The sequence below is a fragment of the Streptomyces sp. CNZ301 genome (genome assembly GCF_004217425.1).
This window is the reverse complement of record NZ_SHLG01000001.1, coordinates 893,988-910,049: the sequence shown is the minus strand read 5'-3', so window position 1 is coordinate 910,049 and position 16,062 is coordinate 893,988. Positions and strand designations below refer to the sequence as shown.

Here is a 16,062-nt window from a genome sequence, read left to right as displayed (position 1 = left end):
GCCCCGCGATGCCCAGACCTGACGACCACGACCGCACGACGCCCCGCGCCGCCCGCCGCTCCCTCGGGCGGGGGCCGGGTACGTCGTCGCCGCCCGGCGTCGGGCACCCCGGGCGGGAGCCGGGGCCCGTCGAGGAGCGGCCCGGCGAGCCGGGGCCCGAGGCCGCGGGTGAGCCCGTACCGGAGCCGCCGGCCGAACCGGGGCAGGAGCTCGCACCGGCGCCCGGGACCGCCCCCGCCTCCGCGCCGGAACCCGCGTCGCCGGAACCGGAACCGGAACCGGAACCCATGCCGGAACCGCGGCCCGCGGCAGAGGCAGGGCCCGAGCCGGAACTCGTGGAAGAGCGGCGGGAGTCCGGCACCGGAAGCGTCACCGAGACCGGCAGAAGCGTCACCCAGACCGGCACCGGCGCCGCCACTGCCACCGGCACCGACCCGCGGCCACCCGAACCGGATGAACCGCCCGAATCACCCGAACAGGACGAACAGCCAAGGCAGGTAGAGGAGCAGCCCGACGACGGGCGCTTCAAGGTCGTCCTCGACAATTTCGAGGGCCCCTTCGACCTGCTCCTCCAGCTGATCTCGAAACACAAGCTGGACGTTACGGAGGTCGCTCTTTCGAGGGTCACCGACGAGTTCATGGCCTACATCCACGCCATGGGCCCCGACTGGGACCTCGACCAGACCACCGAATTCCTCGTCGTCGCCTCGACGTTGCTCGACCTGAAGGCCGCGAGACTGCTGCCGGCCGCCGAGGTCGAGGACGAGGCGGATCTCGCGCTTCTGGAGGCGCGCGACCTTCTCTTCGCGCGGCTGCTCCAGTACCGCGCGTACAAGGAGATCGCCGGGATCTTCGCCGGACGCATGGCGCAGGAGGCGCACCGCCATCCCCGCACGGTCGGCCTGGAGCCCCACCACGCGGAGCTGCTGCCCGAAGTGGCCATCAGCATCGGCCCGGAGGGCTTCGCCCGCCTCGCGGTGAAGGCGATGCAGCCTAAGCCGAAGCCGCAGGTGTACGTCGAGCACATCCACGCACCCCTGGTGAGCGTGCGGGAGCAGGCGGAGGTCGTGGTGGCGCTGCTGCGGGAGCTGGGTGAGGTCAGCTTCCAGCGCCTCACGCAGGACGCCCCGGACACGCTGACCGTCGTCGCACGCTTCCTCGCCCTCCTGGAGCTTTTCCGTGAGCGGGCCGTCTCCCTCGAGCAGGAGGAGGCGCTCGGTGCGCTCATGGTCCGCTGGAGCGGCGAGGAGGGCAAGGAGCCCTTGGTGACGGACGAGTTCGACCAGGAACCCGGGCAGCAGGACGATAAGCAGCAGCCCCCGCGGGAGTCCGCGTCCGAGGAGGAGATGCAGCCATGAGCGAGGAGACCTACGAGATCCAGGAGGCGGGCGCGGACGAGCCGGCGCCCGCGGCGGAAGCGGTCGCGCAGGCGGGCGGCAGCGGGGCGCCCGCGGACGTCACCGCCCCGCACGGTGCCGCCCTGGACGCCGGCCCGGACGCCGGCGATCCCGACGACGTCGACGGGGTCGCCGCGCTGGAGCTCAAGCCCGCCCTGGAAGCCGTCCTCATGGTCGTCGACGAGCCGGCCACCGAGGAGCACCTGGCGAAGGTCCTTCAGCGGCGGCGCCGTGAGATCTCGGACGCTCTGCGGGAACTGGCCGACGAATACGACCGGCAGCACCGGGGATTCGAACTGCGTCTGGTCGCGGAGGGGTGGCGCTTCTATACGAGGGCCGAGTACTCCGAGGCCGTGGAGAGCTTCGTACTCGACGGCCAGCAGGCGCGGCTGACGCAGGCGGCGCTGGAGACGCTCGCCGTCGTCGCCTACCGTCAGCCCGTGAGCCGGTCCCGGGTCTCCGCCGTGCGCGGGGTCAACTGCGACGGCGTCATGCGTACCCTCCTCCAGCGGGGGCTGGTCGAGGAGTCGGGCGCGGAACCCGAGACAGGTGCGATCCTGTACACGACGACGCATTACTTCCTGGAACGGCTGGGCCTGCGCGGCCTGGACGAGCTTCCGGAGCTGGCGCCCTTCCTTCCCGAGGCGGACGCCGTCGAGGGGGACTCGCAGGAGGGCGTGCCGTCGTTCGACGTAGATGACAGCGGCGACGAAGTCCACGACAGAACGCAGACGGAACACTGATGCGAAGCAGCGGCAACACCGGCGGCAACCGTAGGAACAGCGGCCCGGGCGGCGGGCAGTCCCGCCGCGCGGCCGGAGGAGGCGGAGGCAGCCAGAAGCGGACGGACCGTCCGCGCCCGGAGGAGCGCCGCTACGGCAAGGGCGAGGAGAGGTCCTCGGGCGGCGGTGCCAGGAAGGGCGCCGCCAACAAGGGCGGGGGCAACAAGGGCGCCGCCAACAAGGACGGGGGCAAGCCCGCACGGAAGTCCCCGCAGGGCCCGTCCAGCAGTACCCCGAAGGCGGCGGCCAAGAAGGCGCCCGGCGCCCGTGGCGGTGCCGGCGGCGGGGGCGCGAAGAGCGGCCCCCGGAGCGCCGGGGCACGCGGGGCGGCAGCGAGGAGCGTCGCGGCGAAGAACGCTGCCAAGAGCGGACCGCGCAAGGTCACCGGCAGCGGCGCTCCCAAGGCCCGCGCCCGCAACGCCTCCGCGCCCGCGCGTCCCCGCGAGTACGAGGCGCAGGTCGAGGAGCGCAACCGCGCCCGTCACAGCAAGCCGGCCCGGAAACTGCCGAAGACCTTCGGGGAGGAGGAGGGCGAGCGGCTGCAGAAGGTGCTGGCCCGCGCGGGCATGGGCTCGCGCCGCGCCTGCGAGGAGCTGATCGAGCAGGCCCGGGTCGAGGTCAACGGCAGCATCGTCGTCGAACAGGGCGTCCGCGTGGACCCCGACAAGGACGAGATCAAGGTCGACGGGCTGACCATCGCCTCCCAGTCGCACGTCTTCTTCGCGCTCAACAAGCCTTCGGGCGTGGTCGCGTCGATGGAGGACCCGGACGGCCGCCAGTGCCTCGGGGACTACGTGCAGAACAGGGAGACCCGCCTCTTCCACGTGGGGCGTCTCGACACCGAGACCGAAGGCCTCATACTCCTCACCAACCACGGGGAGCTGGCCCACCGGCTCACCCACCCCCGTTACGGCGTGAAGAAGACCTACCTCGCCGCGATCCAGGGCCCTCTGCCGCGTGACCTCGGCAAGCGGCTGAAGGACGGCATCAGGCTGGAGGACGGCTACGCGCGCGCCGACCACTTCCGGGTCGTGGAGAACACCGGCAAGAACTACCTGGTGGAAGTCTCCCTGCACGAGGGCCGCAAGCACATCGTGCGCCGCATGCTCGCGGAGGCGGGCTTCCCCGTCGAACGGCTCGTACGCACGCGCTTCGGCCCCATCGCGCTCGGCGACCAGAAGTCCGGCTGGCTGCGCCGCATGACGAACACCGAGGTCGGCATGCTGATGAACGAGGTCGGTCTCTAGGGGGCCGGTCTCCGGGGGCCGGACGGGCCTGGGCAGTGGCTCCCGCAGTACGCAGGGCAGCCGGCGTCTCAGTGTTCGGTCCGCACGGACGTGGGCCCCCGTGCCGATCTACGCTGTCCGCGGCCGGTGAGCACCCGGCCGCGGAAGGCGCCGGTGAGCGAGGCGGCCGGCGGCACGTAGGAGCAGGGAGCGGAGCAGGCGTGGCGGTACGAGCGGTGCGCGGAGCCGTACAGCTGGAGCGGGACGAGTCCGGCCACATGCACGACCAGGTGGCGGCGCTGATGACGAGCGTCCTGGAGCGCAACGGCCTGACCGCCGGGGACCTCATAAGCGTCTGGTTCACGGCCACCCCCGACCTGCACAGCGACTTCCCGGCGGCAGGCGCACGTAAGCTCGGAATCGTGGACGTCCCGCTGATCTGCGCGCAGGAACTCGACGTCGCGGGCGCCATGCCGCGTGTGGTGCGCGTGATGGCGCACGTCGAGTCGGATCTGCCGAAGGCGCAGATCAACCACGTCTACCTCGGGGCCGCAGCCGAACTCCGCAAGGACATCGCCCAGTAATGCGCACAGCTCTCGTCGTCGGCACAGGCCTCATCGGCACCTCCGCGGCGCTCGCTCTCACCGGACGCGGAGTGCGGGTGCACCTGAGCGACCTCGACCCGGAGCGCGTCCGTACGGCGACGGCCCTCGGCGCCGGTACGGAGGACGAGCCGGAGGAGCGGGTCGACCTCGCAATCGTGGCGGTGCCGCCCGCTCACGTGGCCCGCGTCCTCGCGGACGTGCAGCGCCGCGGTCTCGCCCGCGGCTGCATCGACGTGGCCAGCGTCAAGGGCGGGCCCCGCCGTGAGGTCCTCGAACTGGGCGGTGACCTCGTCAGCTACCTGGGCAGCCACCCCATGTCGGGCCGCGAGCAGAACGGACCGCTCGCCGCCACCGCCGACCTCTTCGAGGGCCGGCCCTGGGTGCTGACGCCCACGGGTGAGACCGACACCGAGGTGCTCAATCTCGCGCTGGAGCTGATCGCACTGTGCGGGGCCGTCCCCGTCGTGATGGACGCCGACGCGCACGACCGGGCCGTCGCCCTGGTCTCCCACACGCCGCAGCTGCTCTCCAGCATGATCGCGGCCCGGCTGGAGTCCGCCGACGAGACGGCCGTGCGCCTGTGCGGTCAGGGCATCCGCGACGTCACGCGCATCGCCGCCTCCGACCCCGGGATGTGGGTGGAGATCCTCTCCGCCAACCCCGGGCCCGTGGCGGACATCCTCGCCGAGGTGGCGCGCGACCTCGACGAGGCCGTGCGGTCGCTGCGCGCGCTCGGCTCGGCCGACGACGACAAGCGCGGCAGCGGCATGACGGGCATCGAGAGCGTGCTGCGCCGGGGCAACTCGGGCCGCTCCAGGGTGCCCGGCAAGCACGGCCAGGCACCGGCCGCGTACCGGACCGTGGCGGTCCTCATCAGCGACCGGCCGGGAGAGCTGGCACGGATCTTCGCGGACGCCGGTGCCGTCGGCGTCAACATCGAGGACGTGCGCATCGAGCACGCGACGGGTCAGCAGGCGGGCCATGTGCAGCTGATGGTCGAGCCCGGCGCGGCATCGGCGCTGGAGACGGCGCTGCGCGAGCGGGGCTGGGCCCTCCGGCAGCAGTGAACGCGGTCGTCGGGCTGCGAGGGGACGGGCCAGGGGGCCGAGGCGGTGCGAGGGCGGCGGAATTGAGCCCTTCACCGAGCCGGTAGCCTTGGGCCCGGGCCGGTACGGCACGGCCCCGCCCCGCTCTGCCCGTGTTCGAGAAAGGTCCCCCACAGCGTGTCTGCAGTGATTGTCGCCATCGACGGCCCCTCCGGCACGGGCAAGTCCAGCACCTCCAAGGCTGTGGCGACGGTGCTCGGCCTCAGCTATCTGGACACGGGCGCCCAGTACAGGGCGGTCACCTGGTGGATGCTGACCCACGGTGTTCCCGTGGACGACCCCGCGAAGGTGGCGGCGGCCGCGGGGGACCCTGTGATCGTCTCGGGCACCGACCCGGCCGCCCCGACCATCTCCGTCGACGGCGTGGACGCCTCCGAGCCGATCCGGACCAAGGAGGTCACTTCGGCGGTCAGCGCCGTCAGCGCCGTCCCCGAGGTGCGGGCCCGCATCACCGAGCTTCAGCGTTCCATCGCGGCCGAGGCGGCCGGCGGCATCGTCGTCGAAGGCCGGGACATCGGCACGACCGTCCTCCCCGACGCGGACCTCAAGATCTTCCTCACCGCCTCGCCCGAGGCCCGGGCCTCCCGCCGCAGCGGGGAGCTGAAGGGGAAGGAGGCCACGGACGTCTCGGCCACCCGTGAGGCGCTGATCAAGCGGGACGCGGCCGACAGCGGCCGCAAGACGTCCCCGCTGAAGATGGCCGACGACGCCGTCGAGGTCGACACCACCCGGCTCACGCTGGACGAGGTCGTCGAGTGCGTCGTCACGCTCGTCGAGAAGGCCGCTTCCGCAAAGAACGGCCGCGGGGGTGGCCGCGACGCCGGGAGCGCCGACGAGAAGGCGGGGCAGATCTCCAAGTGACATCGACCGGCTCCGCGCCCGGTGCGCGAGGGGCGGCGGCGGGACGCCGGATCGGCCTCCGCGTGACGCACGGCCTGTGGCGTCCGCGCGTTCTGGGCGCCGGGCGCGTGCCGCCGAGCGGGCCCGCGATACTGGCCGTCAACCACTCCCACTTCGTCGACGGCCCGATGCTGATGGGCACGGCTCCGCGCCCAGTGCACTTCCTCATCAAGCAGGAGATGTTCAAGGGGCCTCTCGGCTCGTTCCTCCGTGGTATCGGGCAGATCCCGGTCGACCGCGGCAGCGCGGACCGTGCCGCCGTCCTCGGTGCCCTGGGTGTGCTGGAGCGCGGCGGGGTGATGGGCATCTTCCCCGAAGGCACGCGCGGCGAGGGCGACTTCGCATCCCTGCGGGCGGGGCTGGCCTATTTCGCCGTACGCTCGGGTGCGCCCGTCGTCCCGGTCGCGGTGCTCGGCAGCGATGACCGGCCGGGCCGGCTCGTCAAGGCTCTTCCCGCGCTGCGCAGCCGCATCGATGTCGTCTTCGGCGACCCGTTCGACGCGGGTGACGGAAGCGGCAGGCGTACGCGCGCCGCCCTGGACGAGGCCACGGTGCGGATCCAGCGGCGGCTCACGGACCATCTGGCGGAGGCGAGGAGGCGCACGGAGCGCTGACGGCGTTCCGGAAACGGGCACCGGCGCTGCCGCCCGTACGGGCATCTCGCAGGGCACACGGCCCCGGCGGCCGCGGCCCGGCAGACTTGAAGCAGCCGTGGTGCGGAGCGCCCCGCACCGCGGCGGACCACCTGAACAAGAACGACGAGGACGAGATCCGATGGACGAGAACGAACAGCACGGCGTGTACGAGCCCGGGCATGACCACGGTGAGCTCGGCGACGCCGAGTTCGACCGGTTCATGGAGCTCGCCGCCGAAGAGGGGTTCGACGTCGAGGAGGTGGAGGGCGCCCTGGAGGAGGCCTCGCAGGGCCCGCTTCCCGTGCTGGCCGTCATCGGCCGCCCCAACGTGGGCAAGTCGACCCTGGTGAACCGCATCCTCGGCAGGCGCGAAGCCGTCGTGGAGGACCGCCCCGGCGTGACCCGCGACCGCGTGACGTACGAGGCCGAGTGGACCGGCCGCCGCTTCAAGGTCGTCGACACCGGCGGCTGGGAACAGGACGTGCTCGGCATGGAGGCCACGGTCGCCGCCCAGGCGGAGTTCGCCGTCGAGGCCGCGGACGCCGTGGTTCTCGTGGTGGACTCCCAGGTCGGTGCGACGGACACGGACGAGGCCGTCGTGCGGATGCTGCGCAAGGCCGGAAAGCCGGTGGTCCTGTGCGCGAACAAGGTCGACGGCCCGACCGGCGAGGCCGACGCGGCATATCTGTGGGCACTGGGCCTCGGTGAGCCGCACCCGGTCTCGGCGCTGCACGGACGCGGCACGGGCGACCTGCTGGACGTCGTGCTGGAGGCCCTGCCCGAGGCGCCCGAGCAGACCTTCGGCGGCGTCGGCGCGGGAGGCCCGCGGCGGGTCGCGCTCATCGGCCGTCCGAACGTCGGCAAGTCCTCGCTGCTGAACAAGGCCGCGAAGCAGGACCGCGTCGTCGTCGACGCGACGGCGGGCACCACCCGCGACCCGGTCGACGAACTGATCGAACTGGCCGGAAAGAACTGGATGTTCGTCGACACCGCCGGCATCCGCCGCCGGGTGCACCTCCAGGAGGGCGCCGACTACTACGCGTCGCTGCGCACCGCTGCCGCGCTGGAGAAGGCCGAGGTCGCGGTTGTGCTGATCGACGTGACCGAGCCGATCAGCGTCCAGGACCTGCGCATCATCACCATGGCGGTGGAGGCGGGGCGTGCCCTCGTCCTCGCGTACAACAAGTGGGACAACCTGGACGAGGAGCGCCGCTTCTACCTGGAGCGGGAGATCGAGCGCGACCTGGTCCAGGTCCGCTGGGCGCCGCGCGTGAACATCTCCGCCCGCACCGGGCGGCACATGGAGAAGCTGGTTCCCGCCATCGAGACGGCCCTGGAGGGCTGGGAGACGCGGGTGCCGACAGGGAAGTTGAACGCGTTCCTCGGCGAGATCGTCGCCTCCCACCCCCACCCGGTACGAGGCGGGAAGCAGCCCCGCATTCTCTTCGGGACGCAGGCGGGGACCCGTCCGCCGCGGTTCGTGCTCTTCGCCTCGGGCTTCCTGGAGGCCGGCTACCGGCGCTTCGTGGAGCGCCGGCTGCGCGAGGAGTTCGGATTCGAAGGGACGCCGATCCACATCTCTGTACGCGTGCGGGAGAAGCGCGGCAGGAAGAAGTAGCCGGCGGAAACGGCAGGAGCCCCGGAGCCGGGGCGCGGGACGGCGGCCCCGGACCGGCTCGCTCCCGGGCCCGCCGTGGCCGGATGGATCAGTACGCCTGGCCGTCCCGCGGGCCCGGTGGCAGCGCCGCCGGTACGCGGGTGCTGCGCCGTGGCAGCGAGTCGTGCTGCCAGTTCTCGTTGCCCCAGCTTCCGGTGCCGTGCACCGTGCCGAAGCCCTCGAAACGCAGCTCCTCCTCGCCGGTCCGGTCGCCGGGCAGCGTACGGAAGAGCCTGCTGTACTCGGCGTACAGCGCGTCGTAGATGGGCGTGGAGGAGGCGTTGCCGGCTCTGGAGCCGTGGCCGGTCCGCATGGCGGGGATGCCGGGGCCGGGGCCTCTGCCGTGGTCGCGGTAGGGACGGGGAGCTCGGGAAGGTTCGTAAGGCTGCACGTCTGGGCCAACGACGGCGCCGCCCCGCGGATGCGGGGCGGCGCGGCGGATGACCTGTTCGCAGGGGTCGGCCGTGGTCCGTACGTGCGAGACCGTACTCACGGTACGGGCCGTCCCTGCCCGCGTCAGGACCCTGCGAGCGGCATGGCCGCAGCGACGAGGACGCCCTTGGCGGCGGCCTGAACCAGCGCCTCACGCAGCAGGTCCTCACGTGGCTGCTGGCCGATTGAGCCGACGGGAGCGGCGTAGACCAGAACCGAGTTGCTCTGGTTCGCGGCAGTGCGCCATCCGTCGGTGACCGGCAGCGCCTCGTGCGCCTGCCACCAGATGTTCTGCTGGAGGCTTCCGCCCGTGGGCGGTTGCAGGATCGCGTGCAGCTGGCCCATGGCGACGAGGACCGACCAGCCCGGTACCGGCGCCGGGGCCTGGGTGAGACCCGTGACGGGCATGAAGCCCTGCTCCACCAGGAGGGGCAGGAAGTCGTCGCCCTGCCCGTCGGAGCCGGGGCGGGCGATGCGTGCCGTCGGTTCGACGACGACGGCCGCGTGCAGGGTGTCGTTGATCAGGACCTGCCCGCAGGTGACGCCGAGTACGGCGTGCTCCGTGGGCCGGCCGGCGTCGGGCCGGGCGGGGCCGGGCGCGGGCTCCCGGGTGTAGGCCGGAGCCGGGGCGTAGGAGGAGTCGTACGGGGGTGCCGGCGCGGCGGCGTGTGCGGCTGCCGCAACCGGAGCCGTCGGCCCCGCCGGCCCGGGCGGAGGTACTGGCGCCGGCGCCTGTGCGGGTACGGAGGGCGCCGACGGAGCGGCGTGGGCTGCGGCCGCGGCGTCGGCGGTGATCGTGCGGACCGCCCCCTGGACCTCCTCCTCGGAGACCTTGACCACCTGGGACGGGACGCATGTGGCGTGCGCGAAGGCCAGCACTGCGGTCTCCTCGCCCACGAACAGGACTGTGCTGGTGGGGATCTGGCCCGTGTCGCCCGGAGCGCGGCACGAGGTGCAGTCGTAGCTGCCCGGGGCGTTGTCGCCCGCGAGCAGCCGGTTGGCTTCGTCATCGCCGATCTCGGCGCGTACTTCGTCGCTGACATCGAGCATGGGGGACACGGGGGCTCCCTGGGCGTTCGGTTCTTGTCCGTATGAACAACGGGGGAGCCGTGGTCCCGGTCACGCGCGATCGGACGCGGAATCGGACCGCCGGGCAACGGCGGGGGCGGGACCGAGGGAACGCCGCACCGGCCCGTCGAGTTCCAGCATTTTCTTCACGATGCCGGAACTCTTCTGGAACAAAACCTCGATTGCGGCCAACCATCACCAACCCGGGCCGGTCTAGCAATCGACCAAGGAGTGGTTGGGGGAACGAACGCTCTACACATGTGGGAGTCGGGGCAATGCACATCTCCTTTCTGATCAGCAGCGCATACGGCATGGGGGGAACCATCCGCACCACGTTCAACCTGGCGCGGACGCTTGCCGAACAGCACGACGTGGAGGTCGTCTCGGTCTTCCGGTACCGGGACAAGCCGTTCTTCGACCCGGGGCCGCGCGTGCGGCTGCGGTCACTGATCGACATGCGCCGCCACAGCCCCGGCTACGAGGGGGACAACCCGGAACAGGCCCTGCCGGCACGGATGTTCCCGCGCGGCGACGGCCGGCATCCGCAGTTCAGCGCACTGACCGACCGTCGGATCGGCGAGCATCTGGGGAGCACCACGGCGGACGTCGTCGTCGGCACCCGGCCCGGGCTCAATGTGCAGATAGCCCGTCAGACACGGCGTGGCCCGGCGCGTCTCGGGCAGGAACACCTCACGCTCGCCACGCACTCGGCGCGGCTGAAGCTGATGCTCCGCGCCACCTATCCGCGGCTGGACGCGGTCACCACCGTCACCGAGGCCGACGCGCGCGACTACCGCCGCATCATGCGGCTGCCGGGCGTACGGATCGAGGCCCTGCCCAACAGCGTTCCCGCGCCCGATGTCAGGCCGTCCGACGGCACGGGCAAGTGGGTCGTCGCCGCGGGGCGGCTCGCCCCCGCCAAGCGTTACGACGTGCTGATACGCGCCTTCGGAGAGGCCGTGTCCGAACGCCCCGACTGGGGGCTGCGGATCTACGGGAACGGACGCGAGCGTGACCGGCTGCGCGCCCTGATCGACGAACTCGGCCTGTACAACCACGTGTTGCTGATGGGCCCGGCGCATCCCATCGAGGCCGAGTGGGCCAAGGGCGCGATCGGGGCCGTCACTTCGAGTCTGGAGTCCTTCGGGATGACCATCGTCGAAGCCATGCGCTGCGGACTGCCGGTCGTGGCCACCGACTGCCCCCACGGGCCCGGCGAGATCCTCCGCGACGGCGTCGACGGGTTCCTCGCGCCCGTGGGCGACGTGCCGTCCATCTCCGGCGCCCTGCTGCGCCTCATGAACGACGACGCGCTGCGGCAGCGGATGGGGGAGGCGGCGCTCGCCTCGTCGGCCCGCTTCGATCCGGCCCAAGTGGGCGCGCGCTACGAAGACTTGATGATCGCTCTCGTCAACCGCCGCGGCGGTGCCCTGCACAGGGCACGCGGGGTGCTGCTCGGAGGCGCCTACGCGGCCAAGGACGCCCTCAAGGGCGCGGGACTCGCACTGCAAGGAGGACGCGCATGACCGCTTACGCCGCCGGAACGCCGGCAGCAATGGGAACCGCCGTCCCGTCCGCGCCCGCGGGCCGGGAGGCGGCCGCCGCGGAAGCCCCGAACGCGGAAGCCCCGAAGTCGGGCGCACCGCCGGCCCCCGCCGGAACGGCCACCAGGGCGGGACGAAGAGCGCGACCGGGACGGACGGGGTGGGCCGCGAAGGCGCAGCGGCCGGGCCGGACACGCGGAGCCGGCAAGGACGCGAGAGCCGTGGGCAGCGGCCTCCGCGACGACGAGGCTGTGCGCTCTCCGGCGTCCGGCGCCCCTCCCGCGTCCGTGCGTCCGCGCGCCGACTGCACCGCGGACGGCGCCGGAGGGCTCACCTTCGACGTACGGCCGGCCGACGCCGGCCCCGTGGGCGCCGGCTCACCGGCCGGTGACGCCGCGATGCTGCTCCGTCTGCGGGGCGGCGAAGGACCCGCCGACACCGTCCGGTTGCCTCTGGGGCCCGCGGAGGGGGAGGGAACGCTGCGGGCGGTGCTGCCCAGCATCATGAGCCTTCCCGAGGGGCGCTGGGACGCCTATCTCGCTCTGGACGGCCGCGAACCGCGCAGGCTGCTGCCCGGCGTTCATGACCTGCGGTCCCTGATCGGCCGTGTGCCGCGCCAGGGGCGCACCTGGCTGGGCGTCCGCATCCCGTACGCCACCAAGTACGGGAATCTCACGGTCCGTTCATGGCTGCGCTGGCCGCATGCGGAGGCGGGCCCGCTGTGCGTCTCGGACGGCTGCCTGGTGCTCCGGGGGAGGCTCTACGGTGCCCGGCTCTCCGCCACGGCACGCCTGGAGGCGTATCCCCGCGGCGGCGAGGGCGACGTCCAGGAACCCGTGAGCGTTCCGGTGCTCCCGGACGGAACGGACCCCGGCGACCCGGAGAAGGGGAGCAGCCGCCCGGACCGCTGTGAGCCCGATCCGCTGTTCACCGCCCGGCTGCCCCTGGACGCCGTCGCGTCCGGACACCGGGTGTGGGACCTGTGGGTGCGTCCGTCGTCCCGTGAGGAGCCGGTTCGGCTCGCCCGGATTCTGGACGACGTGCCGGACAAGGGGAAGATCTTCACTTACCCGCCGCAGCGTGTGACCGGGCCTCACGGCGCGATCCGTTCCGTGAGGCCGTACTACACGCTCGACAACGACCTCTCTTTGCGACTTGGTTGCGACGGGGCGGTGTGAAACCCGTGAGCGGGGCACCCACAGCCCAGGAGGTGTTGAACGAATGGTTCCCATTCTGCTCGTGCTGCTTCTGGCGTTGATTCTTTTCGGCGCCGGTTTCGCACTGAAGGCTCTGTGGTGGATCGCTGTGGCGGTCCTGGTGATCTGGCTGCTCGGCTTCCTGCTGCGGAGCACCAACGCCGGGGGGACGAAGGCCCGCTGGTATCGCTGGTAGCGATCCGGTAAGCAGCCGGAACCACGACCGGAAGCACGGCCCGGATCACGGGCCGGAGAGCTTTCCCTTTCTGCCATCTGTTGCGGACAGGACATGTCCGCAACAGGTGGCAGACTCGTTTGCATGGTCGAGACCTCGGCACGGCTTCTGCGCCTGCTGTCCCTTCTGCAGTCCCCGCGTGAATGGTCGGGCGCCGAACTCGCGGAGCGGCTCGGCGTCACTCCCCGGACGGTCCGCCGTGACGTGGACCGGCTGCGGGGCCTGGGCTATCCCGTGCATTCGAGCACGGGCACGGCGGGCGGCTACCAGTTGGGCGCCGGAGCCCAACTGCCTCCACTTCTGCTGGACGACGAGGAAGCCGTCGCCGTGGCCGTCGGTCTGCGGGGCGCCGCGGCCGGCGGAGTGCAGGGCATCGAGGAGTCCTCCGGGCGTGCGCTGGCCAAGCTCGAACAGGTGCTGCCGCACCGGCTGCGCCGCCGCGTGAACGCGCTCAACGCCTACACCGTCCCGATGACGCGCGCCCACCAGGGTCCCGCGGCCGATGCGTCGGTGATCACCGAACTCGCCCATGCCTGCCGCGATCACCAGCAGCTGCGCTTCTCGTACGAGGCGCATGACGGCACCGCCAGCCGACGCGTCGTCGAACCGCACCGGATGGTCAGCTCCTACCGGCGCTGGTATCTGGTCGGCTGGGACACGGAGCGGGAGGACTGGCGCACCTTCCGCGTCGACCGCGTCAAGCTCACACCCCCGCACGGGCCGCGCTTCGTTCCCCGCACGCCGCCGGCCGAGGACCTGGCGGCATGGGTCTCCGAGGGGGTTGCGGTCAGGGCCTACGCGGAGCAAGTGACGGTGCTGCTGCGGGTGCCGGTCGAGCGTGCGGCCGAGGCGGTGACGGTCTCGACAGGCACTCTGGAGGCGGTCGACGAGCACAGCTGCCTGCTGCACACCGGCGGTCCGTCGCTGGAAGTGATCCTTCCGTACATCCTGATGCTCGGTTTCGACTTTGAAGTACGCGCTCCAGAAGGGTTGTTCGCGCAGGTCAGGGCTTTGAGAGACAGGTTGGACGGTGCGCTGGGAGGAAGTTGAGGACTGTGCAACTGCTTCGCTGCGTTCCTCTTCCTTCCTGACGCTTCCTCTTCTTCCTCCGGGGCGTGGGCCCGTAGCGGCGAGAGCGACCGGGGCTCGTTACGCCGGAATTGTGCAAGCGGTTGCGACGCACGGTTCCGGATGATTCCGGAGCGTTACCGGGGCGGGGTCGCGGGGTGAATTCGCGGAGCGCTGCAATTCCTGACGGTGCGTCCGCCGGGGAATTTCCGCGACCGATTCCGTGCGCTACGGGAAGTGAAATGAGAGTTGCCGAACTGCCCACGTACGAGTGACAAGGTGAACGGTGAAGCGCACAAGTGCCTTTGTGACAAGAGTGTGACGAGCTGACGATACTGCCCGGACTTCCGGCGGTACGGTGGCGGCATGTCACCGGAACCCGCAGCCCAGGACAACCCGCAGGACGACCCCGAGAGCTACGTGGGACTCACGGCGGAGGCGGCCGAGGAGCAGGCGTACGCACGCGGCTGGACCACTGTGCGCTCCCTGCCGCCGGACGCGATCATCACCATGGAGTTCCTGAGCGGGCGGCTGAACTTCGCCGTCGAGAAGAGCACGGGCAACGTGGTGCGCTGCTGGAAGGGCTGAACCGGCCGCCCCGGCACGGCGGCCGCCTCCCGTGAGCCGCCACGGACTGCCCCTGAAGCGGAGAGTCCGTGCGGCGTTCGCACAGGGACGGCCGCCGCACAGCATTCGGCCCCGGCGCCCTCCACGGGACGCCGGGGCCGAATGCGGCGTGGCTACTGGCCTCGTGGCCCCAGACGCGCTGTGCGCGGCTGTGAACGGTCCGAGTAGGGGCGGACGGGCTGCGGGCCGACCGGTGCCCGTTCGGTGCGCAGCGGGTGCTGACGGCCCGGCGCGTGGTAGAGCCGGGCCGCTCCCATCCCGGTGCCCGACGAGGACGAAGCGGGCGCACGGCCGCCGATGACCGCCGTCTCGCCGTGGACCTCGTCCTGCGTCGCCATCTCCTCGGCCGGTACCGCTCTGCCCGAGGGCACCAAGGCCTGCCGTGTGACGGGGGAGAGCGGCGAAGGTACGAGCCGGCGCCCGGGGAGCGTGCTGCGCCCGCGGTCCCTCCAGGCCTGGACGCGGTCCTCGGACCACGCGATCAGGGGCTCGGCCCACGGCAGTCCGAGCAGGATCAGAAGTCCGGCGGCCCAGCCGAGCAGGACGTCGCTCACCCAGTGCGTACCGAGGTAGACGGTGGTCGCGCCGACTCCGAGTGCGAAGTTCGCGGCTACGACGGACAGCACCCGGCGGGCCCGGGGAGTTGTGGCGAGATACGCCAGAATGCCCCAGGTCACAACGGCGTTGGCGGTGTGACCAGAGGGGAATATATCGCCGTCGGCGAAGAGTTCGGCGGATCCGACGGTCGTCGCATAGTGCGGCCCGAGTCTGCCCAGGCCGATTTTCACGGCTCCGACAGTGACGTTGAGGGCCAGCAGCGCCGCACCCAGGACCAGCAGCGGACGCAGTGTGCGCTGCCGCCAGGAGCGCCAGCCCAGCCACGCCGCGACGAGCACGGCGGTCGGGCCGCGCTGGCCCAGGACGACGAAGTAGTCCAGGAACTCGTGCACTTGCGGCCACTGCTTGTACGGCCGGAAGAGCATCACTTGCCAGTCGAGCCGTACCAGATCTGCCCGGACCAGCACGGCGACGACAATCACCGCATAGAGCGCCGAAGTAGCACCGAACAACAGCTTGCGTGTTCGGCTCATCCGCGGGACTTCGCGGTTGCTCGGTCGCTCGGGCTCTTGTTCCAGCCGGGCGAGTAGTCGGTCGGTACGCACCCAGTCGACGTTACAACGGGTGTGAGAGGTGGCCGCACACATGACGAGGGTTCGTGATGACGATGTGATGTGGAGTGTGTCTCACCGAGGCGTTTGTGTCAGTGAATTCCCGCAGCTTATCCGGGGTTTAGGCACCGCATTTCGGATGCCGTCCCGAGTGCGGACGGCCAACACGCCCCGGAATTTCTGTTCACCACAGGTCGGTACGGAATTCGGTTCCGCTTTTCCGGCCGGATTCCCTTTCAGCGCCGCCGAGTTGACGCTCCACGGGCCCGGAGGTGCAGGACACGGAGGCATGCGTGGGGGTGCGGTGCAGGTCGGACCGTAGGTGAGATGCGCCACGCGGCCGCCCGGCGGACTCGCGTACCCTGACTTGCCACTCGCCCTCTCCACCGGGCCGCCCCGAGTGTTCCGTCCCCCT

Annotated in this window: 16 protein-coding genes; 13 read left to right on the top strand and 3 right to left on the bottom strand. The window is 71.6% G+C overall.

All coding sequences use genetic code 11. The features are described from left to right. Positions 1-8: 8 nt before the first annotated feature. The 8 genes from EV375_RS04140 to der all read left to right on the top strand — a co-directional run bounded on the left by EV375_RS04140 (position 9) and on the right by der (position 8,269). A complete protein-coding gene (locus tag EV375_RS04140) occupies positions 9-1,358 on the top strand; it encodes a segregation/condensation protein A (RefSeq protein ID WP_130298241.1) in 1,350 nt (449 codons plus the stop codon). Then, positions 1,355-2,140, top strand: a complete 786-nt coding sequence (gene scpB / locus EV375_RS04135) for an SMC-Scp complex subunit ScpB (protein ID WP_130298240.1) — start codon at positions 1,355-1,357, stop codon at positions 2,138-2,140. Before EV375_RS04140 ends, scpB begins: the two co-directional genes overlap by 4 nt. Next, entirely contained in the window at positions 2,140-3,426 is a 1,287-nt protein-coding gene (locus EV375_RS04130; protein ID WP_130298239.1) for a pseudouridine synthase, read from the top strand. Before scpB ends, EV375_RS04130 begins: the two co-directional genes overlap by 1 nt. A 200-nt stretch (positions 3,427-3,626) precedes the next feature. Then, the gene (gene aroH / locus EV375_RS04125) at positions 3,627-3,989 is read left to right on the top strand and encodes a chorismate mutase (RefSeq protein WP_130298238.1); all 363 of its coding nucleotides are present in this window, start codon (positions 3,627-3,629) and stop codon (positions 3,987-3,989) included. After that, positions 3,989-5,077 carry a prephenate dehydrogenase gene (locus EV375_RS04120; RefSeq protein WP_130298237.1) on the top strand — a complete coding sequence of 363 codons (1,089 nt, stop codon included), beginning with the start codon at positions 3,989-3,991 and terminating at the stop codon, positions 5,075-5,077. The genes aroH and EV375_RS04120 overlap by 1 nt, the downstream gene beginning before the upstream one ends. 165 nt (positions 5,078-5,242) lie before the next feature. Continuing rightward, positions 5,243-5,977, top strand: coding sequence for a (d)CMP kinase (cmk, locus tag EV375_RS04115; RefSeq protein ID WP_130301587.1), 735 nt, complete (start codon positions 5,243-5,245; stop codon positions 5,975-5,977). Beyond that, a complete protein-coding gene (locus tag EV375_RS04110) occupies positions 5,974-6,630 on the top strand; it encodes a lysophospholipid acyltransferase family protein (RefSeq protein ID WP_130298236.1) in 657 nt (218 codons plus the stop codon). Before cmk ends, EV375_RS04110 begins: the two co-directional genes overlap by 4 nt. 160 nt (positions 6,631-6,790) lie before the next feature. Then, positions 6,791-8,269: a ribosome biogenesis GTPase Der gene (gene der / locus EV375_RS04105; RefSeq protein WP_130298235.1), complete on the top strand. Its 1,479-nt coding sequence runs from the start codon at positions 6,791-6,793 to the stop codon at positions 8,267-8,269. An 88-nt stretch (positions 8,270-8,357) separates the two neighbouring features. On the opposite strand, the gene EV375_RS29330 is transcribed toward der, so the two are convergent. Then, positions 8,358-8,801 carry a hypothetical protein gene (locus tag EV375_RS29330; protein WP_207228422.1) on the bottom strand — a complete coding sequence of 148 codons (444 nt, stop codon included), beginning with the start codon at positions 8,799-8,801 and terminating at the stop codon, positions 8,358-8,360. 23 nt (positions 8,802-8,824) lie between these two features. Then, positions 8,825-9,790: a hypothetical protein gene (locus tag EV375_RS04095; RefSeq protein WP_130301586.1), complete on the bottom strand. Its 966-nt coding sequence runs from the start codon at positions 9,788-9,790 to the stop codon at positions 8,825-8,827. 293 nt (positions 9,791-10,083) lie between these two features. Between EV375_RS04095 and EV375_RS04090 the strand changes: the two genes are divergently transcribed. From EV375_RS04090 to EV375_RS04070, 5 genes are all read left to right on the top strand, one after another. Further along, positions 10,084-11,334 (top strand): glycosyltransferase family 4 protein, encoded by a 1,251-nt coding sequence (locus EV375_RS04090; protein WP_130298234.1) that lies wholly within the window; start codon positions 10,084-10,086, stop codon positions 11,332-11,334. Further along, positions 11,331-12,530: a hypothetical protein gene (locus EV375_RS04085; RefSeq protein WP_486588268.1), complete on the top strand. Its 1,200-nt coding sequence runs from the start codon at positions 11,331-11,333 to the stop codon at positions 12,528-12,530. The genes EV375_RS04090 and EV375_RS04085 overlap by 4 nt, the downstream gene beginning before the upstream one ends. A 43-nt stretch (positions 12,531-12,573) precedes the next feature. Continuing rightward, the gene (locus tag EV375_RS04080; RefSeq protein WP_055488186.1) at positions 12,574-12,744 is read left to right on the top strand and encodes a hypothetical protein; all 171 of its coding nucleotides are present in this window, start codon (positions 12,574-12,576) and stop codon (positions 12,742-12,744) included. Positions 12,745-12,867: 123 nt separating this feature from the next. Next, positions 12,868-13,833 carry a helix-turn-helix transcriptional regulator gene (locus EV375_RS04075; protein WP_130298233.1) on the top strand — a complete coding sequence of 322 codons (966 nt, stop codon included), beginning with the start codon at positions 12,868-12,870 and terminating at the stop codon, positions 13,831-13,833. Between the two features lie 384 nt (positions 13,834-14,217). Continuing rightward, positions 14,218-14,439 (top strand): proteinase inhibitor I78, encoded by a 222-nt coding sequence (locus tag EV375_RS04070; protein ID WP_130298232.1) that lies wholly within the window; start codon positions 14,218-14,220, stop codon positions 14,437-14,439. Between the two features lie 152 nt (positions 14,440-14,591). Here EV375_RS04070 and EV375_RS04065 read toward each other — a convergent pair whose 3' ends face one another. Beyond that, positions 14,592-15,641 (bottom strand): phosphatase PAP2 family protein, encoded by a 1,050-nt coding sequence (locus tag EV375_RS04065; RefSeq protein ID WP_130298231.1) that lies wholly within the window; start codon positions 15,639-15,641, stop codon positions 14,592-14,594. Positions 15,642-16,062 lie beyond the last annotated feature (421 nt).